The 24,664-nt window shown below is 65.6% G+C and carries 27 protein-coding genes and 3 pseudogenes; 15 read left to right on the forward strand and 15 right to left on the reverse strand.

Going from position 1 to position 24,664, the window contains the following annotated elements; genetic code table 11:
• The 6 genes and pseudogenes from B4U45_RS29030 to B4U45_RS07725 all read left to right on the forward strand — a co-directional run.
• Window positions 1–410, forward strand: a pseudogene (locus tag B4U45_RS29030) (hypothetical protein); the annotation flags it as partial.
• A 459-nt stretch (window positions 411–869) separates the two neighbouring features.
• Window positions 870–1,136 (forward strand): hypothetical protein, encoded by a 267-nt coding sequence (locus tag B4U45_RS07705; protein WP_183154961.1) that lies wholly within the window; start codon window positions 870–872, stop codon window positions 1,134–1,136.
• Between the two features lie 11 nt (window positions 1,137–1,147).
• Entirely contained in the window at window positions 1,148–1,711 is a 564-nt protein-coding gene (locus tag B4U45_RS07710; RefSeq protein WP_075545710.1) for a hypothetical protein, read from the forward strand.
• Window positions 1,712–1,940: 229 nt separating this feature from the next.
• Window positions 1,941–2,251, forward strand: a pseudogene (locus tag B4U45_RS07715) (hypothetical protein).
• A gap of 527 nt (window positions 2,252–2,778) precedes the next feature.
• Window positions 2,779–3,588, forward strand: a complete 810-nt coding sequence (locus B4U45_RS07720) for a lysoplasmalogenase family protein (RefSeq protein WP_075545711.1) — start codon at window positions 2,779–2,781, stop codon at window positions 3,586–3,588.
• A gap of 71 nt (window positions 3,589–3,659) precedes the next feature.
• Window positions 3,660–4,262, forward strand: a complete 603-nt coding sequence (locus B4U45_RS07725) for a hypothetical protein (RefSeq protein WP_075545788.1) — start codon at window positions 3,660–3,662, stop codon at window positions 4,260–4,262.
• A 3-nt stretch (window positions 4,263–4,265) separates the two neighbouring features.
• Here the strand turns inward: B4U45_RS07725 and B4U45_RS07730 are convergent, their stop codons facing one another.
• Together B4U45_RS07730 and B4U45_RS07735 are read right to left on the reverse strand one after the other, a co-directional pair.
• A complete protein-coding gene (locus B4U45_RS07730) occupies window positions 4,266–5,510 on the reverse strand; it encodes a WS/DGAT domain-containing protein (RefSeq protein WP_075545712.1) in 1,245 nt (414 codons plus the stop codon).
• A gap of 4 nt (window positions 5,511–5,514) precedes the next feature.
• On the reverse strand, window positions 5,515–6,420 hold the full coding sequence (locus B4U45_RS07735) for an alpha/beta fold hydrolase (RefSeq protein ID WP_075545713.1): 906 nt from the start codon (window positions 6,418–6,420) through the stop codon (window positions 5,515–5,517).
• Between the two features lie 276 nt (window positions 6,421–6,696).
• Here B4U45_RS07735 and B4U45_RS30320 point away from each other — a divergent pair, with 276 nt between their 5' ends.
• Together B4U45_RS30320 and B4U45_RS07745 are read left to right on the forward strand one after the other, a co-directional pair.
• Entirely contained in the window at window positions 6,697–6,858 is a 162-nt protein-coding gene (locus B4U45_RS30320; RefSeq protein WP_099224760.1) for a PPE domain-containing protein, read from the forward strand.
• Between the two features lies 1 nt (window position 6,859).
• The gene (locus tag B4U45_RS07745) at window positions 6,860–7,474 is read left to right on the forward strand and encodes a TetR/AcrR family transcriptional regulator (protein ID WP_075545714.1); all 615 of its coding nucleotides are present in this window, start codon (window positions 6,860–6,862) and stop codon (window positions 7,472–7,474) included.
• Window positions 7,475–7,476: 2 nt separating this feature from the next.
• Here the strand turns inward: B4U45_RS07745 and B4U45_RS07750 are convergent, their stop codons facing one another.
• Complete coding sequence (locus B4U45_RS07750) at window positions 7,477–7,950, reverse strand: VOC family protein (RefSeq protein WP_075545715.1); 474 nt, start codon at window positions 7,948–7,950, stop codon at window positions 7,477–7,479.
• A 157-nt stretch (window positions 7,951–8,107) separates the two neighbouring features.
• Window positions 8,108–9,328 (reverse strand): YhgE/Pip domain-containing protein, encoded by a 1,221-nt coding sequence (locus tag B4U45_RS07755; RefSeq protein WP_082275253.1) that lies wholly within the window; start codon window positions 9,326–9,328, stop codon window positions 8,108–8,110.
• A 265-nt stretch (window positions 9,329–9,593) separates the two neighbouring features.
• On the opposite strand from B4U45_RS07755, the gene B4U45_RS07760 reads away from it, so the two are divergent.
• Entirely contained in the window at window positions 9,594–10,466 is an 873-nt protein-coding gene (locus tag B4U45_RS07760) for an alpha/beta fold hydrolase (protein WP_083154524.1), read from the forward strand.
• Here the strand turns inward: B4U45_RS07760 and gnd are convergent.
• Both gnd and B4U45_RS07770 read right to left on the reverse strand, forming a co-directional pair.
• Window positions 10,463–11,485 carry a phosphogluconate dehydrogenase (NAD(+)-dependent, decarboxylating) gene (gene gnd, locus B4U45_RS07765; protein ID WP_075545717.1) on the reverse strand — a complete coding sequence of 341 codons (1,023 nt, stop codon included), beginning with the start codon at window positions 11,483–11,485 and terminating at the stop codon, window positions 10,463–10,465. The two genes, B4U45_RS07760 and gnd, sit on opposite strands and share 4 nt — an antisense overlap.
• Window positions 11,486–11,500: 15 nt before the next feature.
• On the reverse strand, window positions 11,501–12,931 hold the full coding sequence (locus tag B4U45_RS07770; protein WP_083154525.1) for a glucose-6-phosphate dehydrogenase: 1,431 nt from the start codon (window positions 12,929–12,931) through the stop codon (window positions 11,501–11,503).
• 118 nt (window positions 12,932–13,049) lie between these two features.
• On the opposite strand from B4U45_RS07770, the gene B4U45_RS07775 reads away from it, so the two are divergent.
• Complete coding sequence (locus B4U45_RS07775) at window positions 13,050–13,883, forward strand: adenylate/guanylate cyclase domain-containing protein (protein WP_240316485.1); 834 nt, start codon at window positions 13,050–13,052, stop codon at window positions 13,881–13,883.
• On the opposite strand, the gene B4U45_RS07780 is transcribed toward B4U45_RS07775, so the two are convergent.
• Entirely contained in the window at window positions 13,835–14,044 is a 210-nt protein-coding gene (locus tag B4U45_RS07780) for a hypothetical protein (protein WP_075545720.1), read from the reverse strand. The genes B4U45_RS07775 and B4U45_RS07780 overlap by 49 nt on opposite strands.
• 32 nt (window positions 14,045–14,076) lie before the next feature.
• Between B4U45_RS07780 and B4U45_RS07785 the strand changes: the two genes are divergently transcribed.
• A complete protein-coding gene (locus B4U45_RS07785) occupies window positions 14,077–14,772 on the forward strand; it encodes a guanylate cyclase (RefSeq protein WP_075545721.1) in 696 nt (231 codons plus the stop codon).
• Here B4U45_RS07785 and B4U45_RS07790 read toward each other — a convergent pair.
• From B4U45_RS07790 to ychF, 7 genes and pseudogenes are all read right to left on the reverse strand, one after another.
• Window positions 14,769–15,092 carry a putative quinol monooxygenase gene (locus B4U45_RS07790; RefSeq protein WP_075545722.1) on the reverse strand — a complete coding sequence of 108 codons (324 nt, stop codon included), beginning with the start codon at window positions 15,090–15,092 and terminating at the stop codon, window positions 14,769–14,771. The genes B4U45_RS07785 and B4U45_RS07790 overlap by 4 nt on opposite strands.
• 69 nt (window positions 15,093–15,161) lie before the next feature.
• Window positions 15,162–15,653: an OsmC family protein gene (locus B4U45_RS07795; RefSeq protein ID WP_371687256.1), complete on the reverse strand. Its 492-nt coding sequence runs from the start codon at window positions 15,651–15,653 to the stop codon at window positions 15,162–15,164.
• 316 nt (window positions 15,654–15,969) lie between these two features.
• On the reverse strand, window positions 15,970–16,533 hold the full coding sequence (locus B4U45_RS07800; RefSeq protein WP_075545723.1) for a glycoside hydrolase: 564 nt from the start codon (window positions 16,531–16,533) through the stop codon (window positions 15,970–15,972).
• A gap of 426 nt (window positions 16,534–16,959) precedes the next feature.
• Window positions 16,960–17,334 (reverse strand): hypothetical protein, encoded by a 375-nt coding sequence (locus tag B4U45_RS30675; RefSeq protein ID WP_075545724.1) that lies wholly within the window; start codon window positions 17,332–17,334, stop codon window positions 16,960–16,962.
• 509 nt (window positions 17,335–17,843) lie between these two features.
• Window positions 17,844–18,179, reverse strand: coding sequence for a type II toxin-antitoxin system Phd/YefM family antitoxin (locus B4U45_RS30055; protein WP_338121151.1), 336 nt, complete (start codon window positions 18,177–18,179; stop codon window positions 17,844–17,846).
• A pseudogene (locus tag B4U45_RS30060) lies at window positions 18,079–18,773 on the reverse strand (HNH endonuclease); the annotation flags it as partial. The pseudogene B4U45_RS30060 and the gene B4U45_RS30055, both read right to left, overlap by 101 nt.
• A 103-nt stretch (window positions 18,774–18,876) precedes the next feature.
• Entirely contained in the window at window positions 18,877–19,974 is a 1,098-nt protein-coding gene (gene ychF / locus B4U45_RS07825; protein ID WP_075545726.1) for a redox-regulated ATPase YchF, read from the reverse strand.
• A gap of 281 nt (window positions 19,975–20,255) precedes the next feature.
• Here ychF and B4U45_RS07830 point away from each other — a divergent pair, with 281 nt between their 5' ends.
• Window positions 20,256–21,413, forward strand: coding sequence for a DUF6542 domain-containing protein (locus tag B4U45_RS07830; RefSeq protein ID WP_183155043.1), 1,158 nt, complete (start codon window positions 20,256–20,258; stop codon window positions 21,411–21,413).
• Between the two features lie 12 nt (window positions 21,414–21,425).
• Here the strand turns inward: B4U45_RS07830 and B4U45_RS07835 are convergent, their stop codons facing one another.
• The gene (locus tag B4U45_RS07835; RefSeq protein ID WP_075545727.1) at window positions 21,426–22,433 is read right to left on the reverse strand and encodes a 4-hydroxy-3-methylbut-2-enyl diphosphate reductase; all 1,008 of its coding nucleotides are present in this window, start codon (window positions 22,431–22,433) and stop codon (window positions 21,426–21,428) included.
• A gap of 107 nt (window positions 22,434–22,540) precedes the next feature.
• Here B4U45_RS07835 and B4U45_RS07840 point away from each other — a divergent pair, with 107 nt between their 5' ends.
• The 3 genes from B4U45_RS07840 to B4U45_RS07850 are packed head-to-tail and all read left to right on the forward strand — an operon-like array spanning window position 22,541 to window position 24,655.
• Complete coding sequence (locus B4U45_RS07840) at window positions 22,541–23,164, forward strand: lipid droplet-associated protein (RefSeq protein ID WP_075545728.1); 624 nt, start codon at window positions 22,541–22,543, stop codon at window positions 23,162–23,164.
• On the forward strand, window positions 23,161–24,408 hold the full coding sequence (gene xseA, locus B4U45_RS07845; RefSeq protein ID WP_122526501.1) for an exodeoxyribonuclease VII large subunit: 1,248 nt from the start codon (window positions 23,161–23,163) through the stop codon (window positions 24,406–24,408). Before B4U45_RS07840 ends, xseA begins: the two co-directional genes overlap by 4 nt.
• Complete coding sequence (locus B4U45_RS07850) at window positions 24,398–24,655, forward strand: exodeoxyribonuclease VII small subunit (RefSeq protein WP_075545730.1); 258 nt, start codon at window positions 24,398–24,400, stop codon at window positions 24,653–24,655. Before xseA ends, B4U45_RS07850 begins: the two co-directional genes overlap by 11 nt.
• Window positions 24,656–24,664: the final 9 nt, after the last annotated feature.

The following is a 24,664-nucleotide window of genomic DNA, read 5'->3' on the forward strand; positions in this document are numbered from 1 at the left end:
ACGTGGCGCGCTCCGCCGGTGAGCTGGGCGGCGAAGGCGCGGTGCGCGGCCACATCCAGGCCGTCGCCGCCATCACCACCACCCACACGCCGAATCCGACGGTGCCGCCATCACCGCCAGCCCCCTCAGCATCATCGCTGCTCGATGCCTTGACCGGCGCTAGCCCGCTGATACGGCACATATCACCACAGGCCGCGGCCTCAGCAGCTGCACCACCGTGGCAAGCCCCACCAGCGGCCGGCGCGCTAGCGGGCATCGCGCCGCCGGTGCCGCTGCCGCCAGGTGCCGGCCCCCTGCCCGCCTTCGGCGGCAGCGTCGGTGGCGGGGCCGGGGCTGGCCACGCAGGCATCGCCCCCCACCCCCGCACCCGTCACACTCGACACCGGTCCCGCCAGGACCGCGCCGTCTGATACCACACCCGGGACTGGCAACAGCGGTGTCCAAATGCTGGGCTTCGGCCCGCCAGGGCTCGTACCGGCCCCGGCGGCACCATCTTTCCCCTTACCGCGTGACCCGACCCCGCCACCCATGCCGGTCGACCCTAAAGACATGAGCGCCGAGCAGGCGCTCGCAGAATGGGCCCAAGTTAACGCTGAGATACGGGCGTGGAACGCCCGATGCGGCGTCGAAAACGTCGGGCCGCTGCCGCCGGCCCAATACAACGCCTGCATTGCCTCGCGCGGTCCTCTCCTTGAACGCCAAACCGCAATCCGGGCACGCTTAAACGACTTAGGCATACCCATAGAGGGCGAACCCGCCCTGGCCCCACGCGGCCGGGTACACCCGGTTCCGAGCCCCCATCAAACCAACCGGGTGCGCCTTCAAGCCCGAGCATTACCGATCAGGCCACGCAAATCGGTAAAGATGTCGTGGAACACGTTCCTAAAGGCTCAAGACTGAATACTTTGGTCGACAGGCTTAATCAATTGCACATCGGCAATCAGCAACAGGCCGCGGAGGTGGCCGAAGCCGCGGGGGAAGCGGCGTGGGGTCAAACTGGGGGTATTGTCAACGGGCCTAATGGAGCAAAGCTGGTGCTACCCGCTAACCTGAAGTTCGGGGAAGCTATCATGGTAGCCCCGGACGGAACGCTTTCTGTATTTCGCGGCGACCTCTATCAGTTTTTGCCGAAGTAGTGGAGTAGGCGATGAATGCAACTTTGCATGCAGCAGTAGTCAACTTCGAGGTTTATCTCCTGATGACCATGAAGCCGCGACTGTCTTTAAAAGATACCCGGGGCCTATTAGATGCCAAGCTGGACAAGGCAGGGCTATCTTTGGACGAGGCAGTACGTATTCACGATCGGGTAGCAGAAGCCCTCAGCGAAGCGACATCGCGATTTCGAGACATGAAGACACTGTTAGGAGTTCTTGACGAGGACGCCACAGCACTGAAGTACAACAGCGTGTTGTGGCCCGGCTTCAAATTCAACGCCCACGCTGACGCGAACGGACTACTTGAGTCAGCGGGTTACACGCACACCGAGCACACATCGCTCGATGTCGAATCTCCGGCCCAGCTGGCAGCTTGGAGTTGCGACATTCCCGAATTTGATGAGCGTTTCGGTCCGGCTATTCGACGTACCAAAAGGCCGCTATTCGACGACATCCTTCCCGCGGAGGAAACTTATGAATTCTTGTGGAACGAAGACCGCTATGGGGCGGAATTCCTTTGGGGCCTATTCTTGCAAGCTTCGATGGTCTGGGATTGAGCTCGCCAAGGTGCAAATATCCGAGAGTTCCGCAACAAATTGGCAGTCCTCAATGGCCCATCTCATGAAGCGTTGCGGGTTCGGCGCCGCCCACGTGGGCCAGCAATAGGGGAGGCGTCAGGGAAGTGCTGCACTGCGGGGAATCGGCTATGAGGCAGCGCTGTCCGCAGAGGTCATCGTCCGGCGGTGGTATCCGCGTGGAACTGAAGGAACTCAGGCAGGAACGCACATGACGTACCCAGCCGGGGACGAAACGACGCTCCCCAAACTGCCTGCACAGATGCGGTGGGTGGCGCTGGTGGACAAGCGTCAGCTCGCGGTGCTGCTGCCAGAAAACGAGGTACCGTCGCTTCCGCGACGGACACCTTGGAGGCGCGCGGTGATATCGACTACGAAAACCAGCCGGTCGACGCAGTGGAGCGGCTATGTCGGCGTTTGGCCGACCAGGCGGTGCGTCAGTGGGGTTTTATGCAGGGTCTCAAGCAGAAGCTCGGACCAGGTGTCGACGTGCGGATGAAGCTGGTGGAGTGGAACCGGTGAGCTTAATGCCCCACCTGTGGGGGGTAGCTTACGGGTTTGCGACCAACCCCAACCACTACCAACCAACGAGCGTTGGTTACCCGGACCGGTCACCACCGGCACCGTATCGAACCCCAAACACCTTGGGGCATCAAGCAATCAGTGCACACTACCCTGCTAATCCACCGCGTGGACACCAGCGGCGACAACCAACCGCCACCCACCCGGGACCCCCAAGACCTCCACAACCCCCCACCAACACTCGCAGTCATAGCGCGCACCGATTCGAGCGGCGTCGACGCACGACACCCCCGAAGTTTGGGCCCGCGTCACCGACCTGAGAGCGTGAGCAGGCATGCCCGACGGCAGCTGCGGTCAAACCAGTCGGCTGCGCATAGCCACCGGACGCTGGTCATTTCCCCTCTCGATTTCCGATCGGGTCCGGTGCTATACAGTCGGGCCACTGTGAGGATTCTCGGCACTGCTCAGACTCGACGATGGCCGTGGGCCATCGCGCACTTCCGAACCCGCCTCAAGAATTGGCGCCCATGAGATTCCCCTACGCCACGATACTTTTCAGCCTGCTCGCCCTCAGCGTCACAACAGAGGTGCTCTGGATAGGTAATATCTCCCGGCCACCTACGACGATCTATCACATGTGGCATGTGGCTCTGATGCTCTTTGTCATCGCCGTACGCCTGGCTTATCAGCAGCAGCTTTCCCAGCAGGTGGCACGGTATACGCGCATCCTGATCGCGGGGATGGCAATGTGCGCCGTGGGAGACGTGGTCAATAGCGCCATATCCGGCATCGAACCCATCAGCCAAAAGCTGTCCGTCGCGATCATTCTGTTCGGCGCCGGCTACATCTTGTACGTTTACGTCCTCTACCGTTTTTCCCAGCCCAGGCTCGCGCAACGTGGCGGAATAGGTTACCCCATGCGCTGGTTCGTCGTGATGATCATTGCGGTGGCCAACACTGTGGGCTGGATCTCGTACGTGCCGGAGCCAGTTGCCGGTCATCAGTTCCTCGAGGTTGGGAGCTTCCTTTTCAACCTCGTCATCTATACCCTGATGATCGGCTTCAGTATTTGGTATTTCTGGGCGAACCGACTCAGCCTGCGAGCGTTGCCCGTACTGATCGGCGGGCTGCTTCTCCCGCTATCAGACTTGTACCTGTTCAGCACGTGGCTGGCACCGGGGCAGGATCGAAATATTCCGATATTCGACCTGTATGCCGCGAACTGGATTTTGTATTTTGGCGGACAGGTGTTGTTCGCATTCTTGCCGGCCTGCGAAAACGATGCGAGGTTAAGCGAATCACCGCAGTCCGCAAACAGACCCGCGGAGCTGAGGTAACCCTGACAACGACGAAACCCGGTGACATGCACGACGAAACCGCAAGCCAAGTCAACCCCACAGCATCCGGAATGCACGTCAAGGTATTACAGGCCGTCCGCCTGAAGGGCCGGGTGAGTTTAGCCGACCTGGCTACCACGCTGGGTGAAGATCACCGCGTCATCGCCGAAATCGTCGATCAGCTCACCGCATCGAGTCTGTTGGTCGCCGGCGCCACGTTGCGGATCAGCCCCGAAGGCCGCACCCGGCTCAATGCATTGCTCGCCGAGGAACGCAAGGAGGTCGACCCGGCGGCAATGGCCGCCGCCTACAACGAGTTTCGTAGCGTCAATGCCGATTTCAAAGTGGTGGTCACGGATTGGCAACTCAAGGGCGGCCAACCCAATGTTCACGACGACGCCGGTTATGACGCTGCGGTATTGGCCCGTCTCGACGATGTGCACCGGCGCGTACTACCCATCATCGCGGCGGCAGCGGCACAGCTGCCGCGGCTGCGCGCCTACTCGGCGAAACTCACTGCCGCACTTGACAAGGTCAGGTCCGGCGATATCGGCTGGCTCAGCCGGCCGCTCATCGACTCCTATCACACTGTCTGGTTCGAACTGCATGAGGAGCTGATCCTGGCCGTGGGCCTGACTCGCGAAGAAGCGGCCAGATCTGGTGATGCCCAATAGTATTCATCGCAGCGCCGCGTCGAGCAATTCCACATAGGCATCGATGTCGGGTATCGCCGACGCGGCCGCATGGACACTGATCGCTATCGTGTCGCCGATGCCGTGCACCCCGTGAGTCAGCCCCATCGCCGGTGACAGTGCCGGATAGCCAGCCGTCAGCACCACCGGCGCGGCACCGAAATGAAGATCGGCGGCTCCGCGGTGCACACTGGACACCACGGTGTTGCCGGCCACTTGCGCCGGCCGGGCGTCAGCATCGAATTTGCTTACTCCCCAACGTAGTAGCGCTGCCGGAATGGTAGCGAAGGCCAGGTCGGCCGCCCGCCCGGCGGGATGTTGCATGCGGCGACGGGCATTGGCCAGGTCGGCGGCAATCCGCCCAATCCGCTCGGTGTGACCGAGCGCCGGATACAGGCCGATGGCGACGTTGCCGAAATGGTTATGCGCTCGCGGCACACCCGGTTTAGCCATCGGCACTTCTGCTGCCAGCGATTCGGCCGACCCGCCGAGCAGCCTGTACAGCGCCGTGGACACGGCGGCCAGCACCGCGACAGTCACCGTGGGACCGGGCAATTGCGAGCGCTGCCGCACCAGGGTGCGCACCGCTCGCACACCCTCTGGCCGGGCGTTGGTGGGCAGCAGCGGCCGCGAACCGGCACCCGGCGCCAACCGCCCGGCCCTGGTGTCGCGGACCAGGCGACGGTGCATGCGGGCCGCTGCGGCGGCCCGCCAGGGCAGGACACCCCGCGGGGGCCCGGTGACCGGCGCCACCGGAGCCGCCCGCCCGAACAGCCAGGCCGCCATCGCCGAGGCGCGCGCGCCGTCGCCGAGCGCATGCGCGACTTGGACGACCGCGACGGTGCCCGCGCCGCCGACCCCCGGAATCCCGGTCACCGGGGTGAATACGTGGACCCGCCACGGCATCCGGCGAATATCGAGCTGCTCGTCGGCCAGCGCGGCGACCGCCGCCAGACAGCCGTGCCAGCTGCCGTCGGTCGGCCCGTGGCGGACCACCTGCTCGCGCTCGACACCCGCGGCAACCCACCGCGGATAACTCAGGGCAGACCGGTCGTGGACCCGCATCCGCAGCTCCGGACAGGCGCGGGCCCGGTCCAGGAGCTGCGCGATGGCCCGCTCGGCAGCCACGGCGTCTCCGTCGAAGGCGTACAACAGGAACTGGTCATTGGGAATCTTGGCCGACATCCAGTAGAACTGCGCGTCGACGGCCGCCATCCGGTGTGCCGCCACAGCCTCAGCCGGGTGTGCCGACGAACGTCAGGATCAGCTCGGCCACCTTCTCCGGCTGTTCCAGCTGCAGGAAATGCCCGGCGTGGTCGACGATCGCCACGTCGCTGCCGGCGGGCAGCACCTTCTCCGTCCAATGCGTGAAAGCCGGTGTGGCACAACCGTCGTCGCGACCATGCAGATACAGGCTCGGCAACCGTGGCGGCTCGGTCCACCATCGGTTCAACTCGGCGTAGCCGGCCGGCGGCCGGGTGTTGCGGATGGTGGCCCGGTAAGGGCCCAGCGCCGCGTGCCAGCTCTCCGGTGTGCCGATCGCGGCGTCGACGTGGCGCAGGTCCTCCTCGGCGTAATAACCCGGCGACCACCGGCGCCACAACAGCGGCGGTAGCCACGCGGCGGACCGCTCGGGCAGCCAGGGCAACTGGAAGTAGACGATGTACCAGCTGCGCAACAGCTGATGCGGTAGCTCGCGGGCCAGCCGCCCGCGGTCGGGCACCCGGCCCAGCGGGCGGAATGCCGCCGCGGGCGGCACCGACATGATGACGGCCCGGGCGAACGGGCTGTCGGGCATCGCGGCCAGACCGGTGGCGGTGATCGCGCCCCAGTCGTGCCCGATCACCACGTCGTCGTCGGTCCCGCCGGCGGCCGCGCGCACCCGCAGGGCGTCGTGCATCAGCGCGCCGACGTGATAACAGCCGTCGGCCGGGATCGACGACGGCGCATAGCCCCGCATGAAGGGTGCGACGACCCGCCATCCCGATTTCGCCAGCCGAGGAGCGACCTTGCGCCAGCCGTACGGGGTGTCGGGAAAGCCATGCAGGCACAGGGCGATCGGGGCGTCGGCCGGACCCCAGGTCAGGGCCTTGAGATCGGCGTCGGCTCCCGGGACGTCGATCCAGTGGGGTTCAGACATGACTGGCTTCCTGGTCGGCGTTGGCGTGGTCGGTCGCGGCGTTGCCAATCATGCCGGGCGTCGCGCCCGGCAGGGCAGCTTGGTTCCTCATGTTGACTCCTGTCGCCACCTGCGGCCCGCGCATGATCCAACGTAACCGGGATGCATGGGGGACAAAAAGACCTTCGATCGGGGGACACCGCATTCATCCCCGGAGTGGCCGCTCGGCCGACAGACGTCGCGCCGCCGTCGCGGCACCCTGAATTTCAGAGCCGTCAACGGGAGGACCAAGCAACGATGCTGTTGGCCTCGCTATCCCCAGAAGTCAAATCGGGCCGGATGTATACCGGTCCCGGGGCGGAGTCGATGTTGGTCGCGGCGGGATCCTGGGACATGACCGGTGGCCCGTCCCGGCTGGAGTCCCGCTCGCTGCGGATGCTGCCGGAGATGGTCGGCTGACATGCGGGCGGGTTCAGTGACCAACGCGGACACCGTCCGCCGATGGGCCAAAACGGGCGCCACGCAACGGCGGATCCTGGATGCGGCAACCGAGGTTTTCGCGGCCAGGGGCTTCACCGCGGCGACGATGGCCGACGTGGTGGCCAGGTCAGGCGCCAGCATCGGCAGCATCTACCACCACTTCGGCGGCAAGAGCGAACTGTTTCTGTCGATCTTCGAGCAGGTGGCCGACGACGTGGAACGCCGTATCGAGGCGGCGATGCAGCACGCCTCCAGGTCCGGCCCGGACGGCGCCGACCCGCGACACGCACTGCAACTTCACGTACGGGCTTACCTGGAGGCGATGTGGGACAACCGATGCCGGGCCAGGGTGCTGTCGTCCGGTGACACGCCCGCCGGGTTCGAGACCGTCCGCCGCGACCGGATGTCGGCCGCCTTCCGCCGCTGGCTGGTCGTGCTGCCGCCGGACACGTCGCCGCGTGGCCAACTGCTGAGCCGCCTTCTGATGGCGACGATGGCCGAGTCGTCGTTGATGATCGCCGACTGCGAGAAGCCCGGCGACGTCGCGCCGATCATCGATACGGCGATCGAATGGATCGCCCGGCTCACCGAGTGAGCTCACACTTGCGCTGCGGCCCTCTCCAATTCGGCGATGACGATCTTGCGCATGCCGAGCATCGCGGTGGTCGCCGCGGTCGCCACGGCAGGATCGGGGTCGGTGAGCAACTCGTGCAGCCGGGCCGGGACGATCTGCCAGCTCAGCCCGAAGCGGTCTTTGCACCAGCCGCACTGCGATTCCTCGCCGCCCCGGGTCAGCCGGTCCCAGTAGTAGTCGACCTCGTCCTGGTCCTTGCAGTCGACCATGAAGGACACCGCCTCGGTGAAGCGGAATTCCGGGCCGCCGTTGATGCCGACGAACCGCACCCCGTCCAGGACGAAGGTGCCCGATACCACCGCGCCCGGTTCACCCGGGCCGGCCTCGGTGTAGCGGTTGAAATTCTCGACGTGCGAGTTCGGGAACACCGAGGTGTAGAACTGGGCCGCCTCTTCCAGATTGTGGTCGAACCAGAGTGCGGGCGTGATCGATGGCATGGCAGTCTCCGTGTCGTCGGGGCGTCGTCGCTGTGATAGACCCCGGCGACGACGAACACTCACCGCACATTGTTCAGAACCACACGCCCGGCGTGACTACGCGCCGCTCGCTGCTGGTGCTGTGGGCTCCCCCATGGCCCGAATGGCGGCCTTGGCGTCAGCGGGTGGCAGAAGCTTCGATGCGGAGCAGCCCGTCGCGGTCGCGGATGTAGGTGACCAAGGCACCGGCCGACAAAGCGATGCTCAGGCCGAGCGCGCACACCGTGACCGCTCGGATCAGCTCGGCGCCGCCGGCGCCGTCCGAATAGAGCAAGGACCGACAGCCCAGAAATGCCTGGCGCACCGGTTCGAATTCGGCGAGCCAGGCCACGAACCGCGGCGAGGCCTCCAACGGGATGGTGGCACCAGCCGACGGAATCCCCAGGAAGATGAACACGAACACGCTGAGCAACGCGCCCCAGGTGCCCAGGGTCGCGATCAGCGAGGTGGACATGGCGCCAACCGTGGCGACAATGAAGGCACCGAACAACCACACCGCGAGCAGCTGCGGCGCCGGCATACCCAGCGCGACCGCGATCCAGAGGCAGACCGCCGATGTCGGCACGGCCAGCAGCGACAGTAGCGTCCACTCCACGAGCAACGCCTGCAGCCGGGAGACCCTGATTCGGTCGGCCAACCGCCGCCATCGCCCATACTTTGCCGGCGCCGAACGCAGCAACGCCGCGGCGGTCGGGCGCACCACGATCGCGGCCGTAACGCCGCCGATCACCAGCAGCAACGAGTAATACAGTCCGCTCCCGCCGTCGGCAGGCTCGGCCCCGGTGGTGTCGATGTCGATCGGGCTGGCCAGCACCATCAGGGCCCCTCCCGGCACCGGTGCGCCGTCGCTGTGCCGTCGTAGTTGCGCGGTGAGCATGGTGCCGGCCCTGGCGTTGACGACCGCCAATGCCTTGCGCATCGCCTTCTCGGCGATGACGGCGGCGACGGCGCCGGCCCGCGGACCGGTCGAGATGGTGATGACCGGCTTGAGCGGTTGTCCCGGCTGCAACGTCGCCTCCGGCAACGCGAACAGTCGCTGGGACAGGTCCCAGGGCAGCAAGACCTGCGCGTAGACCTTCCCGGTCTCGAGTTGGTCGCGCGCTTGATCGGCCGGCAGCACCCGGACGTCGAACTGGTTCTTGTCCATATTGGCCGCCAGCCCGTCGGCGATGAGTCGGCCCGTCACCCCGGTGTCCTGGTTGACGATCGCGATCGGAAAGTGTCGCAGGTTGGCGCCGGGGTTAAGGGTGCCGCCGACATAGAACAGACCCAACCCGTACATCAGCGCGACGGCGACGATGATCGGTCCCAGCCACACCCGCGGCGTGAACGACGACACGCGGGCGGCCGGTCGGGATGCCTGGCGCCGAGGTGAAAGCGTAAGAATAAGAACTCCTTTGGTCCGCGCCAGGTCGCCCTGGCCGGCAAGGCCGCTCAATATTTGTCAACCTAGGATGACATATGCGCCATTGCGGACGGGTGGGTGTCAGCCGTGAAGTTGCTGTGAGGCCGGGTGCCGGCGGTCGCCGCGGCGAACCTGACCCATGGCCCACGTCGCCACCCTGGATGAAGGTGCTTAAACGAACTAGGTAACGTCGGAATGCGTGAGCACCGTGAGCAGCCCCCGCACCGTCGAGTTTCCCGGCGCCGGGGGAATCACGCTGGTCGCCGACGAATGGAACCGCGGCGCCGAGGCGGCTGACCGGCCGAGCATCTTGATGTTGCACGGCGGCGGCCAAAACCGGTTCTCCTGGAAGAAAACCGGTCAGATCCTTGCCGACGAGGGGTTTCACGTCGTCGCGCTGGACACCCGTGGACATGGGGACAGCGATCGAGCGCCGGCCGCGGATTACGCCGTCGAGACCCTCACCGAGGACGTGTTGCAGGTCATGGATGCGATCGGTCGTCATGTGGTGGTGATCGGGGCCAGCATGGGCGGGCTGACCGGCATCCTGGTCGCCGACGCCGCAGGCCCCGACCGGGTGACGGGATTGGTGCTGGTCGACGTGGTACCCCGGTACGAGAAAGACGGCAGCGCCCGCATCCGGGATTTCATGCGCACCAACCTTGACGGTTTCGCTTCGCTCGAGGAAGCCGCCGATGCGGTCGCGGCCTATCTGCCGCACCGCACCAAGCCGCGCAGTCCCGAGGGGTTGAAGAAGAATCTGCGGCAGCGCGGCGGAAGGTGGTACTGGCACTGGGATCCGGCGATGATGACCGCCCCCCTGGATGACCCGGACCTGCGCACCGAGAACTTCGAGCGGGCCGCGGTGAACCTGAAGATCCCCATTCTGTTGATCCGCGGCAAACTCTCCGACGTGGTGAGCCCGGAAGCGGTCCAGGACTTTCTGACCAAAGTGCCGCGCGCGGAGTTCGTCGAGCTGTCCAACGCCGGACACACCGCCGCGGGCGACGACAACGACGCCTTCAGCGATGTGGTGGTGGACTTCGTCAGACGGACGGTTGCCGCCGGTTAGTTGGCCGGTTTCTCGGCGTGGCCGCCGAACTGCTTCCGCATGGCCGACAGCGCCTTGTTGGCGAAGTCGTCGAGATCGCGCGAGGCGAACCGGGACTGCAGCGCGGTGGTGAGCACCGGCGCGGGCACGCCCTCGTCGATCGCCGCGATTGAGGTCCACCGGCCCTCGCCGGAATCGGAGACCCGCCCCGAAAACTCCTGCAGCTCAGGCGATTCGTGCAGTGCGATCGCGGTCAGATCCAGCAGCCACGAGCCGATCACACTGCCGCGGCGCCACAGTTCGGCGATCTCGGGGATGTCGATGTCGTACTGGTAGTACTCCGGGTTGGACAGCGGCGCGGTCTCGGCGTCACCTTGCTGCACCCGGGTGCCGATGTCGGCATTGCGCAGAATGTTCAGCCCCTCGGCCAGGGAGGCCATCATGCCGTACTCGATGCCGTTGTGCACCATCTTGACGAAGTGTCCGGCCCCCGACGGCCCGCAATGGAAGTAGCCCTTCTCGGACTGCGCCACCTCGCCGTCGCGGCCGGGCGTGCGCGGCGCCGCCTCCACCCCCGGCGCGACGGTGGCAAAGATCGGCTCGGCGTGGGCAAATGCGCCGGCATCCCCGCCGATCATCAGGCAATAGCCACGCTCCAGGCCCCACACGCCGCCGCTGGTGCCGGTGTCCAGCAAGTGAATTTCCTTGCTGGACAGCAGCTTTGCATGGGTGATGTCGTCGCGGTAGTAGGTGTTGCCGCCGTCGATCACGATGTCTCCGGGCTCCAGGGTCTCGGCCAGCTCCTCGATGACCCCGGTGGTGATGGTGCCCGCGGGCACCATCACCCACACGACTCGCGGCGCGGAGAGCTTGTCACGCAGCTCCCGCAGGGACGACACCCCAGTGGTGTTGTCCTCCCCCGCCATCGCCTTGACGGCGTCGGAGTTGTGGTCGTACACCACGCATTCGTGTCCACCTTTGACCACTCGGCGGACGATGTTGGCGCCCATCCGGCCCAGACCGATCATCCCTAGCTGCATATGATTTCGTCTCCCTTACTGTCCTGTTTTTGCGCCGCGAGGCAGCCACGGCTGTTGCCAACCGCGGTGACCACGCAGCAGCGTCTGCGCGGCCTCGGGTCCCCAGGAACCGCGGTCGTATTGGTGGACATCGCCCGGGTTGTCGAGCACCGGCTGCACGATCCGCCAGGTCTCCTCGATGCTGTCTTCGCGGGCGAAAAGCTGGCGATCACCCTGCAATCCGGCGTGCAGCAGTCGCTCATAGGGACGGATCGGCTCACCAAGGTCTTCGGCGAACGAGGAGTCCAGGTGGATGTCTTGCCACGCATTGTGGGTGTGGGCCGAAATCTGTAGCCGCATCCCGGGGTCGGGATCGATGCGCAGCACGATCTGGTTGGGTTCGGGCGGCCGGCGGTTGGGCAGAAACGCCAACCCGGGAACGTGGTGCAGAAACATCCGGACCTCGGTCACCTTCTCCGGCAATGCTTTTCCGGCCCTCAGGAATATCGGTACGCCCGCCCAGCGCCAGTTGTCGATCTCGGTCCGCAGCGCGACGTAGGTCTCGGTCTGCGAATTCTGCGCCACCCCGGCAACATCGCCGTAGCCCCGATACTGGCCACGCACGTAACGCGCCGGCTCCAGCGCCGGCATCGCGCGAAACACCTCGGCCTTCTTGTCGTTGAGATCGTCGGCGCTGGCGCCGACCGGCGGCTCCATCGTCACCAGCGCCAGCACCTGCAGCAGATGGTTCTGCACGACGTCACGCAGGGCCCCCACCGCGTCGTAGAAGGAGCCGCGGTCCTCGACGCCGAAATTCTCCGCCATGGTGACGTGGATCTCGGAAATGCTCTTGGAATCCCACAACTCGGCCAGGCCGCGATTGGCGAATCGCAGGTACTGCAGCTCGACGACGGGCTGTTTGCCCAGGAAGTGGTCGACGCGCAGGATCTGCTCTTCGTCGAGCACCGCGCGCAGCCTGGAGTTGAGTTCGCGCGCCGAGGCCAGGTCGTGGCCGAAGGGCTTTTCCACCGCGACGCGTGCGCCCCGAACCAGGTCGGCCGCTGCCAGATTCTCGACGATCGGGGCGAACAACGCAGGCGGCATTTCCAGGTAGTACAGGGGGCGATGTCCGGAACCTATTTGCTTGGCCAGCGAGGTGTACAAGGCGCTGTCGGTCACGTCGCCCGATAGATAGGACAACCGGCTGGCCAACCGGCCGAACACCTTGTCGTCGAACTTCTCCCCCGACTGACCAATGGCCTCCCGGGCCCGCTCGACCAGCTTGTCCACCGGGATATCGTCACTGGCCACACCCACGATCGGACAGTCCAGCAACCCCCGACGTTCCAACCGGTACAGCGCGCGGAAAGTCATCTTACGGGCCAGATCACCGGTAATTCCGAAGATCACCAACACGTCTGAAGCGCTAGATGCGCTACCGGCCAATGCCCACCTCCAGGACGTCATCTGCGAAAGTCACCCAACGGCTTGACAGCTACTTCCCCGTGGTGGCCGACCTCAACCCTAGACATTGCCCCCTGGCCCGACAAGATCGACTCAACCGGGCCCGGGAAGAATGGACCGGGTGTTGGGCTCCGGTGCTGCGCTGCACATCGCGGTCTATGTGCTGGCCGGGATCGCGGTGGCGGAAGCCGTCGGGCTGGTCGTGCTGTGGCGGTTGCTGAGCCGCAGTCGTCAGGAGGTCGAGGAGCTGCGACGCCGCGCCGATGCCCGCAACTGGTTGTTGTCCGGTGGCCGCGAGGCCGTCAAGACGGTATGGCAGACCGCAAACCTGGTGCGCAAGGAGGGCTTCGGCGCTGCCGTACGCAGCTCGATCGAGGACCTGGCGGACTGGGCCGAAGTCGAGCGACCGGACCTGGCGCGAGTCACGCCGGACGGTCGCGTGGTGATCCTGTTCTCCGACATCGAGGAATCCACCGCGCTCAACGAGCGAATCGGTGATCGAGCCTGGGTCAAACTCATTGCCGCACATGACAAGATGATTCACGAGCTCGTCGAACGCCGGTCCGGCCACGTGGTGAAGAGTCAAGGCGACGGATTCATGGTCGCCTTCGCCCGGGCCGAACAGGCTCTACGGTGCGCCATCGACATCCAGGATGCGCTGCACAGGGAAGCAAAGCGTAAGCGCCGCAACGTAATCAAGGTCAGAATCGGCATCCACATGGGCCGCTCGGTACGCCGCGGCGACGACCTGTTCGGTCGCAACGTCGCCATGGCGGCCCGGGTTGCCGGGCAGGCCACCGGCGGCGAGATCCTGGTGAGCCAACCGGTTCGCGACGCCGTCGGCGATTGCGACGACATCGGTTTCGATGAGGGCCGCGACGTCGAATTGAAGGGCTTCTCCGGCAGCTACCGGTTGTTCGCGGTGGCGTCCCCGCCCGTGTCCGACGGGGACTGAAGGCCGTCTGCGCCGGATTCGGCCAGCCTCTGGTGCAGCCGGGACCGGACCTCGTCGGCGGTGTAGGCGCGACGCTTGCGTTCGTCGCGCACCACCAGCGCCCCTCCGGCGACGACGCCGGCGACACCGGCCAGGCCTAGCCACTTCCAGATGCTGCGCATGACGACAGCCTATGTCTGCCTATGGTGCTGGGGTGGAATCCAGCACGCTCACGTTGGACCAGGCGCTGAACGAAACCCGGACCGGCGATCTGTGGTTGTTTCGGGGACGGTCCGGGCCGGACCGCGCCATCCAGACGTTGACCAACAGCCCGGTGAACCACGTCGGTATGACGGTGGCCATCGACGACTTGCCGCCGCTGATCTGGCATGCCGAACTGGGCGACAAGCTCGTCGACGTGTGGACCGGCACCCACCATCGGGGGGTGCAGCTCAACGACGCCCGCGGGGTCGTGGAGCAATGGACGGGGCGCTACCAGCAGCGGTGCTGGCTGCGTCAGCTGACCCCGTATGCCAACCGGGAACAGGAAAACCAACTACTGCGGGTGATCGCGCGGATGGACGGCACCGCGTTTCCGACCACCGCTCGGCTGACCGGCCGCTGGCTGCGTGGCCGGCTTCCCACCCTCAACGACTGGATCCGGGGAATACCCGTAGTGGACAACAAGGTCCGCGAACAGACCCGACGACGCAAGGCAACCCGGCGGGCACTGGGGCTGGAGACGGCGTACTGCGCCGAGACCGTGGCCATCACCTATGAGGAGATGGGGTTGCTCGCCACCGACAAGGACGCGAACTGGTTCGACCCGGGCAAGTTCTGGAGCGGCGACACGCTACCGCTGGCGCCGGGTTACCGGCTGGGCAACGAGATCGCCGTGATCGTCGGCTAGCCGACCGACATCTCCCCCATGACCGACCATCCGGTGGCGTCGATGGTCTGGCTGATGATCTTGGGCGTGGACGCCAACGCCTGCGGCAGCTGCTGCATGGCCTGCTTGAAGTGATCACTGTTGACGTGGGCCGCGCCGGCGTCACCGTCACGGAAGGCTTCGACCAGAACGTATTCGGCCGGATTGTCCAGGCTGCGCGACCACTCGAACCACAGGTTGCCCGCTTCGGCGCGGGTGGCCGCGGTGAACGGCGCCACCAGCTCCGGCCAGCGCTCGGTCCACTCGGGCTTGGTTTCGAACTTGACGACGATGAAGATCATTGCCGCTCCCCACTTCTGCAACCGGCCTGATGCCTGGCAAGCAGGGCCAGAATACCCAGCAGACCCTGCTCAGCTGAGCTGCACTCGAGTGGTTACCGGCGTCGCATTTCGAGTCAGATCCAGCACCGGGCAGTGCTGGTCGACTGCCTGCTGCAGCTCGCGATAGCGTTCCGGCGTTTCGGGCCCGGTCACGCTGATCACCACGCGGACCTCCCGGAAGCCGGAGCGGACGTTGTCGTCGAATCCGAAGAAGCCCTGCACGTCGAGATCACCTTCGGCATGCGCGGTGATGTCGTCGACCGCGATCCCAAGCTTTTCCGCCCAGAAGCGCCAGGTGACGATTTGGCAGGAGAGCAGCGAGGCCAGGTAGTACTCAACGGGATTGGGGGCCTTGCTCTCGCCCCCGAGGGGTGGCGGCTCGTCGACTTCGACCCGATATTGGCCGAGGCGTACCGTGCTGGCCACCGCGTCGTGCGCGGTGGCCGAAGCCTGGATTACCACCCGCCCGTTTGCCCGGTCGGCGGTTACCGCCTCCTGGGTGGCGGCGATGATCCGGCCCAAGGCGGTGCCGGGCTCGGCGGCCTGGGATGTCACCGGCAAAGCTCCTTCCGTCGCGGCAATGGTATGAAGCATCGACCGTCGAATCGAGCCTAAACCTCAGCGTGAACGGATCCCCCGCCTCCACCAAAATCGAATTCGGCAGCCCGGCGGCCGTGACAAATTCGTGCCTCACAGAATGGCGCAACCACGCCCCCAAACCGCATTGTGATTGGGCGCACAATTGCGATAGGGCGTGGCTGCGTTTATTTGCGCGGCATGACATATGTGACCCAGGTCGCAGAATTGCTGTTGCCCGCGTCACACAGCAACCGATTAGTTATGTATTCACCATTTCCGGATCGCCTATCGGACCCGGATCGTCGGGCGCCGGGGCCGGCGCGTCGCCCGGGTCCACGGCATCGACCAAAACAGCGGGCGCATCCGGCGGAGGCGCGTCCGCCGCGACCGCGTCGGCATCCAGCGGCAGGTACATGTGATGGGTGAATTGAGCCTGGTAGGCACCACCACCACCGATACGTACCCCGCCACCTTCACCGCTGGCGACCGGGGTGCCGTCAGGCAAGGTGACGGCCGTGTGACCGCCATTCCACCCGATCACCAAGGCGTTGGGAGCAGTGCCCTGTTGAAAGCCCCGGGCCGCCAAAGCGGCTTCCTCATTGCCGGTGTTGAAGCGATCGCCGAAAACAGGCCGGTCCGTAGCCGCATTCGACACCCACGAAGCCAACCCCGAACAGTCGGTGCCGGCCGGCGAATCGCCACCCGGAATATAGGGGGTTCCCGAAACCTGGTTGATAAGCGTCAACAGCGTTGCCAAAGCAATCATGGCCAGGGACACTACCGACAATATGCATAGGAAACCAAATAATGTGGTGGTTATCACGATTAACCAGATAATCGTCTGACCTGCATATACAGCAGGTTTGTCACGCATTTATCTAGGAATTGAAACAGAAAGGCTCAATGCGTACTCAGCAAACCGCTACTTAATCACAAGGTTATCGCCAGAAAGAGGTGTGACCAGTAGAAATGGGGCAATGCGGCGAATGCGTGCGATTGTCGCCGCAACTGCGTGCTCACTCATTGGACCGCGCCCTGGTCGGTCCACCGACTGGTTAACCGGTCGGGCGCGGCCGGACTGTCACCGTTGTTCTCATCGACCACATCCATCACATTGCCGTGTCGACTGATTCCGGCGCCGCGCGGCCGACGGCGGCGAATCTGCTGGCCGAAGCCAGCTCGGCGAGCAGGAAACCCGCCGTCCTGACCGAGTTTGGCGGCCGGGCTTTACTCGACCGCGTCACGTCGGTTATTCGTCCGAGTCGATTTGAGCGCATCGTTCTCGTTCGGACTCGTCCATTTGACGCCTGATCTCGGCCTGTTCCCGAGCGGCATGGGCTCGCAGCCGCTTCTCTCGGTCGGCGGCACGCTGCAAGCGCTCACGTTCCCGGTCGGCGGCGGTTCCCTCGCGTTGGTCTGCGCATCTTTCTCGCTCGTCGGCGGACAACTCGCGATCGTTGGCGAGCCGGTCCCGCTCCGCCGCTATCCGATCCCGCTCGGAAGCGAGCCATTCGCGTCTTGCCAGTCCAGCCTCGCGTCGTTGCAGCGCCTTCTCGCGTTCGTCGAGTTCGGCTGCTCGGCGTTCAAGCTCGTCGAACGCATCGGCGCGGTGATCAGCGACCACCGTTCGGCCCGTCGCTTAGGACGCGGCGCAGGTCAGCCTGCTCGCGCTGCGCGGCCGCCGCTTGGCGTTGAACCTGTTGCGCCGTGCGCATTGATTCAGCCATTCGAGGCCCTCACTTGTCGCACCCTCAACACATAGTCCACCCGCACGGGCCCGGTCTAGGGTCGGTCGACCTTGACGTTGGCGCCGTGACGAGCCGGCGGATGCTTCGATATCGCTTCGTCAGCGACCACGTCGCCCCTACCGGTAAACGTCTCGCCGATGCGCGATATGCGCCATATGTATGACTCGGACGACGACACGCTCGTCGAAAATCCGATAGATCACCCGAAACTCTCCCCGGCGGGCCGAGTACCGGACTTCCAACCGATCACGAAGTGGCTTTCCGACTCGGTGAGGGTTCTCGGCGAGCGGACCTCGGATGAACTCCCAGCAAGCGATAGCTACCGGCTCCGGTAGGAGATCGGTCAACGCATTCTTCGCCGCTCTGGTTAATTCGACCTGATAGGTCATCGCGGAAGCCGACCGGCGGCGCGCATCTCCTCGGTAACCTCGTCGAGTGAGTAAATCTCGCCGCTCTCAGCCTCGGCCTCGGCTGCCCGGACCTCACGCATCAACTCCTGATCGCTGAGGATCGCCAAGGTTTCCATGATCGAGTCATAGTCGTCGGCGCTGAGAATCACGGCCGCTCGGCGGCCTTGCTTGCACGCCCCTCTGCACGTATCTCGCGTATGCGTGACGCCATCAGGCGGACGCAAGCTTGTTCGCCTTCCTCCGGTTGCAACGCCAGCAAAGGGTCTGCAGATTTTCCGGTGTGGACAAGCCGCCCTTGGAGACTGGGACAATGTGGTCCACCTCGAGAAGGAGATGGGGCTCCGCTGCGAGCGACACCGTGCAGGACCGGCGGGTGTGATTGTCAGGCGCCTTTATGGAGTTGCGCAGCTTTGAAGTCATCAGCGACGCGTTGACCGGCAGCACTCTTTCTCCAGCGGATCTTCTGAGAAAGGGTCTCGATGAGCGCGTCGATCGTTGGGGTGTCTAACGTGACGGTTGTTCGCTGCGAGCTGTTCCCACCGGCACTGACGTACTCAAAGACATACACGGGATACGGAACGCTAATCGGCGAAAGTTCGACTCCCACATGCCTCATGTACTCGTCTGCGTAGTGCTTCAGGATGAATGCAGGCGGATTGACCGACTGGGCGATACTCGCCTCACGCTGTTTGAGGTTGTTGACTGCCTCTTCGAGTTGGGTGATGTTCTCGCCCAGATTCTCCACGTCGGAAGGTGCGCTTGTCAGCCTTGATGCTGAAGTACTTCATCACGTACTTGAGGGGGTCGGCGCTTGCGTTACGGACGACCTGTAACGAGCAGTTGTGCACGGTCGGCGCCTGGTAATTCGCGATTTTCCGATCCCGGCGGTAGTTGTAGCGGCTGGTAGCGAAGCAGCTACGTGCCGGGCGCCGGAATCGAACGAGCCCGTCGCCCGGCTGATAGAGGACCTCCGGGATTTCAAGCCCTGAGCGGGGATGACACAGCTAACTATGCCTTCTTCTGCTGACCAGACGCCGCTTGGAACCGGAACTCCACCACGTCGCCGTCGGCCATCACGTAATCCTTGCCTTCGATCCGGACCTTGCCGGCCGCCTTGGCCGCCGCCATGGACCCGGCGGCAACCAGGTCGTCATAGGACACGATCTCGGCTTTGATGAAGCCCTTTTCGAAGTCGGAATGGATCACGCCGGCCGCCTTGGGCGCGGTGTCGCCCTGATGGATCACCCAGGCCCGCGATTCCTTGGGTCCGGCGGTCAGAAAGGTCTGCAGCTTCAGGGTGTGAAACCCGGCCCGAGCCAGCGCGTCGAGACCGCGCTCAGTCTGCCCGATCGACTCCAGCAGCTCGGCGGCCGATTCGTCGTCGAGTTCGGCCAGCTCCGATTCGATGGCGGCATCCAAGAAGACGGCGTCGGCGGGCGCGACCAGCGCACGAAGCTCGGCGACCCGGGTGGCATCGGTCAGGACCGCCTCGTCGGCGTTGAACACGTACAGGAACGGTTTGGTGGTCAGCAGGTTCAGCTCGCGCAGCACCGAGGCGTCCACACCGGCGCCGAACAGCGTGGTGCCGCCGTTGAGCAGTTGCCGGGCGGCCAGTGCCGCGTCATAGACCGGCTTGCGCTCCTTGGTGGTGCGAGCTTCCTTCTCCAGCCTCGGCAGGGCACGGTCGAGAGTCTGCAGGTCGGCCAGGATCAGCTCGGTTTCGACGACCTCGATGTCGGATTGCGGGTCGACCCTGCCGGCCACGTGGGTCACGTCATCGTCGGCGAACACCCGCACCACCTGACAGATGGCGTCGCATTCGCGGATGTGCGCGAGGAACTTGTTGCCCAGACCGGCCCCCTCCGATGCCCCTTTGACCAGGCCGGCGATATCGACGAAGGTCACGGGCGCGGGGACGATGCGCTCGGATCCGAAGAGCTCCGCCAGCTTGTCCAGGCGCGGATCCGGCAGCGAAACGACACCCTCGTTGGGCTCGATGGTCGCGAACGGATAGTTGGCCGCGACCACGTCGTTGCGGGTCAGCGCGTTGAAGAGGGTCGACTTTCCGACATTGGGCAGACCCACGATTCCCAGGCTCAGGCTCACAGGGACCCAAGTGTAGGACGGCAGCGCCCCGGCACCCTGCCTGCCGTCCGGGCGTCACCGCTTATGACGTCGGTCACAGCGGCATCCCCCGTTCGTTGCGCCCCGGGTAAGCGGCGCGTCACGCTGCCACGGGCAAACTGTGGACTGACTCCGCCAAAGAGGCTCCTGGGGCAGATGTGACGGCTGCCCCGCGGGCGGCGCCATCGGCTGCGGATGGCACGCCGCCGGCCGCTGGCGAGGTGTTGACGAGCCTTCGGGCTCACAGCCGGTACGGTCTACATGTGTCAGCGCAGCGGGCGAGTTCAGCGGTGGAGCCAAGTCACCGCTCCATCGTCCCCACCATCCCCGGGGTGCCCTGGTGGGGGGCCGTGCTGATAGCCGTCACAGCCACCGCCGTGGGGTACGCGTTCGACGCCGGCCACAAAGAGTTGACGCACGTCTTCACCGGCTTTTACGTCGCCGGTTGCGTGACGGCGGTGCTGGCCGTGCGCCAATCGGGCTTGTTCACCGCGGTCATCCAGCCACCGCTGATCCTTTTCTTCGCGGTGCCCGGCGCCTACTGGCTGTTCCACGGGGGCAAGATCGGCAAATTCAAAGATCTGCTGATCAATTGCGGTTATCCGCTTATCGAGCGCTTCCCGCACATGCTTGGTACCGCCGGTGGCGTGCTGCTGATCGGCCTGATCCGGTGGTACTTCGGCATGACCCAGCGCATCACCACAGCCGGGAAAGCCGGCGACGCCACGACGACAACCACCCGGCGAAAGTCTGCGATCAGCGGGTTGGCGGCCAAATTCAGCGGATGGCTCTCCCCCGGCGACACCACCGAGGAAGCTTCCGACCAGGGCGCACAGCCGGCCCGCACGACCGGCCGTACGTCCCGCAGCGGCCGGACCGCCCGGCGCACTGATCGGACCCGATCCCGGCATGCCCGAACGGCGGCGGATGGTCAGTCGGATCCAGGCGCCGAACGTCCGCGCCGCCGGCGTCCGGCGCCGGCACGCGATTATGACGCCGTCGCCGACCCGCCGCCTCGATCACGCCGCCGGCCGCGGCCTCAAGACGACCCCGAGCTACGCGCCCAGCCGCCGCGGGAGACGCGCCGAGATCCGCACACCCGCCGCAATCCCTACGAACGGCCCGCCCCACGCAGCAGCCGCTTCGATCCCTCCGGCGCCTACGAGCCGCCCGAGCCGGCCGAGCCGGCCAACCGGTATGAGCGGCGCGGGACCCGGTACGAGCCCTATGAGCCGCCGCGGCGGCGCTCCGCCCCGGCCGGGCCAACCGGCGCCAACCCCACCCACCACCCGATCTCGCAGGTCCGTTACCGCGGCTCCGTCCCCTATGACGAGCCGCGCGACGAGTCGCCGCCTGATCGCCGGAATCGTTCCCGCACACCGCGCAGGCCCCAGTCTGACTCCTGGGAATACGACGTCTAAGACGGGCGGGGTTTACCGCGCCGACCGGATCTCCCGCGGCAGGGCGAATACCAGCGTCTCGTTGGCCGTGGTCACCGGCTGCACCATGTCGTAGCCCAATTCGGCCAGCCGTTCCAGCACGCCGCGCACCAGCACCTCGGGAACCGACGCCCCGGACGTGACACCAACCGTGGTGACGCCCACCAGCCATGTCGAGTCGATGTCGTCAGCCCAATCGACCAGGTGGGCGGTCTTGGCCCCGGCGCCCAGCGCCACCTCGACCAACCGCACCGAGTTCGACGAATTGCGGGAGCCGACGACAATCACCAGTTGGCACTCCGGCGCCATCGCCTTAACCGCCACCTGCCGGTTCTGGGTGGCGTAGCAGATGTCGTCGCTGGGCGGATCCTGCAGTTTGGGAAACCGCTCACGCAGTTTCTCGACGATCTCCATGGTCTCGTCGACCGACAGCGTGGTCTGCGACAGCCACACCACCTTGTTCTCGTCGCGCACGGTCACCTGATCGACGGCTTGTACCCCGTCGACCAGCTGCACGTGGTCGGGCGCCTCCCCGGCGGTGCCGACAACTTCTTCGTGGCCCTCGTGACCGATCAGCAGGATGTCGTAATCGTCGCGGGCAAAGCGCCTGGCCTCGTTGTGCACCTTGGTGACCAGCGGACAGGTGGCATCGATGGTCTGCAGGTTGCGTTCGGCCGCGGCCGCATAGACCGTGGGCGCCACCCCGTGCGCGGAGAACACCACAATGGCTCCCTCGGGAACCTGGTCAGTCTCCTCGACGAACACCGCACCGGCTGCGGCCAGCGTGTCGACCACATGGCGGTTGTGCACGATCTCATGCCGCACGTAGACGGGAGCGCCGTGCTTTTCCAGTGCGCGTTCAACCGTCTCGACGGCTCGATCCACACCTGCGCAGTAACCCCTCGGCTCGGCCAACAGCACCCGCTTGCGGGTTGGGGCGTGGGTTAGCGAGCCCGCCGACCTCGACGCACCGGGAATCCCCATATCGACAGTCGGCACCATGCATCCAGGGTACTTTCCGCCCGCCGGCCGCGACACAGCCATGACACAACCCCGCCTCATCGCCGCCCCGCTTGGACTTAGCCGCCGCTTGAGGCAGTCTTGGACCCATGGCTACTGCACCGTATGGGGTTCGGCTACTGGTCGGCGCGGCGACAGTCGCCGTCGAGGAGACGATCAAACTGCCGCGCACCATTCTCATGTACCCGATGACGCTGATCAGTCAGGCCGCGCACCTGGTCATGCGGTTTCAACAGAACCTTGCCGAGCTGGTCATCAAGGGCGACAGCACATTGGAGACGCTGTTCCCGCCGAAGGACGAGCAGCCGGAATGGGCGACCTTCGACGAGGACCAGCTCGACGCCGGCGATGGCTGGGACGGGTCTTTCACGGCGTTGCCGGGCGCCGACGCCGCCGGCGCCGACCGTCGGTCCGCGGGACGGTTCGCGCTGTATTCGGTGTCCGACCCGGATGAGTCCGGGGCCGCCGATTCCCCGACCAAGCCGATACCGGCCAGACAACCGAACACGTCGTCGAATTCGGCGGTCCCGGCACCCGCGATCGCGAGTGAACTCGACTATCCGTCGCTGACCCTGGCCCAGCTGCGGGCCCGGCTGCCATCGCTGGATGTCAACGATCTCGAAGCTCTGCTGGCCTACGAGCAGGCCACCAAGGCGCGCGCCCCGTTCCAGACGCTGCTGGCCAACAGGATCACCCGCGCGACCGCCAAGTGACCCGAACTTCCGAGGCGAACTCGGCCGAGAATCCGTTCCCGGTCCGCGCGGTAGCCATCCGGGTCGCGAGCTGGATCGATCGACTGGGCACGGTCTGGGTCGAGGGGCAACTGGCCCAGATCACGATGCGGCCGAACTCCAAGACGGTGTTCATGGTGCTGCGCGACCCGGCAGCCGACATGTCGCTGAACGTCACCTGCCCCCGTGACCTGATACTGGGTGCACCGGTGAAACTGACCGAGGGCACCCAGGTGGTGGTCTGCGGCAAGCCGTCGTTCTACACCGGGCGCGGCACATTCTCGTTGCGGCTCAGTGAGATTCGGGCCGTCGGCATCGGCGAGTTGCTGGCGCGCATCGAACGGTTACGCCGGCTCCTGGACGCCGAGGGCCTCTTCGACCCGCGGCTTAAGCGCCCAATCCCGTTCTTACCCAACATGATTGGGCTGATCACCGGCCGGGCGAGCGCGGCCGAGCGGGACGTGACGACGGTGGCCGCCGCGCGCTGGCCCGCGGTGCGGTTCGCGGTGCGCAACACCGCCGTGCAGGGACCCAGTGCCGTCGTGCAGATCGTCGAGGCGCTGCGCGAATTGGATCGCCACCTCGAGGTCGACGTGATCGTGCTGGCCCGCGGCGGCGGCAGCGTCGAGGACCTGCTGCCGTTCTCCGACGAGACGCTGTGCCGCGCGATTTCGGCCTGCCGCACACCGGTGATCAGTGCGGTCGGTCACGAACCCGACAACCCGATCTGTGACCTGGTCGCCGATCTGCGGGCCGCCACCCCCACCGACGCGGCCAAGAAAGTCGTCCCCGATACCGCAGCCGAGCAGCGGTTGATCGTCGACCTGCGCCGGCGCAGCGCCCAAGCGCTGCGCAACTGGGTCTCTCGTGAGGAGCGGGCACTGGCCCACCTGCGCAACCGCCCGGTGCTGGCCGACCCGCTGAAGGCGCTCACCGCGCGCCACGACGAAATTCAGCGGGCCCGCTCCGCAGTTCGCCGCGACATCAACCGGTTGATCGCTGCCGAGACCGAACGGGTCGGCCACCTGTCGGCGCGATTGACCACGCTGGGACCGGCGGCCACACTCGCCCGCGGCTATGCCGTCGTGCAAAGACTTTCGGCCGCCGGACAACCGACGGGGGTGCTGCGGTCGGTCCACGACGCGCCGGCGGGCACCAGGCTGCGGGTGCGGGTTGCCGACGGCGCCCTTGCGGCGCTCAGTGAAGGACATACCGATGGCTGCTGACGAAAACCACGAAAACCACGACGGGAACGGCTCTATTACACCCATTAGTCAGCTCGGCTATGAAGCGTGCCGGGACGAGCTGATCGAGGTCGTGCGACTGCTGGAACAGGGCGGCCTGGACCTCGATACGTCGCTGAAGCTCTGGGAAAGAGGCGAGCAACTTGCGAAAAGATGTGAGGAGCACTTAGCTGGCGCCCGGAAACGGGTGACCGATGCGCTGGCGGCCGGCGGCGCTTCCGAGAACTGACGCACACCG

The sequence above is a fragment of the Mycobacterium persicum genome (assembly GCF_002086915.1).
In the GTDB taxonomy this organism is placed as follows: Bacteria; Actinomycetota; Actinomycetes; order Mycobacteriales; family Mycobacteriaceae; genus Mycobacterium; species Mycobacterium persicum.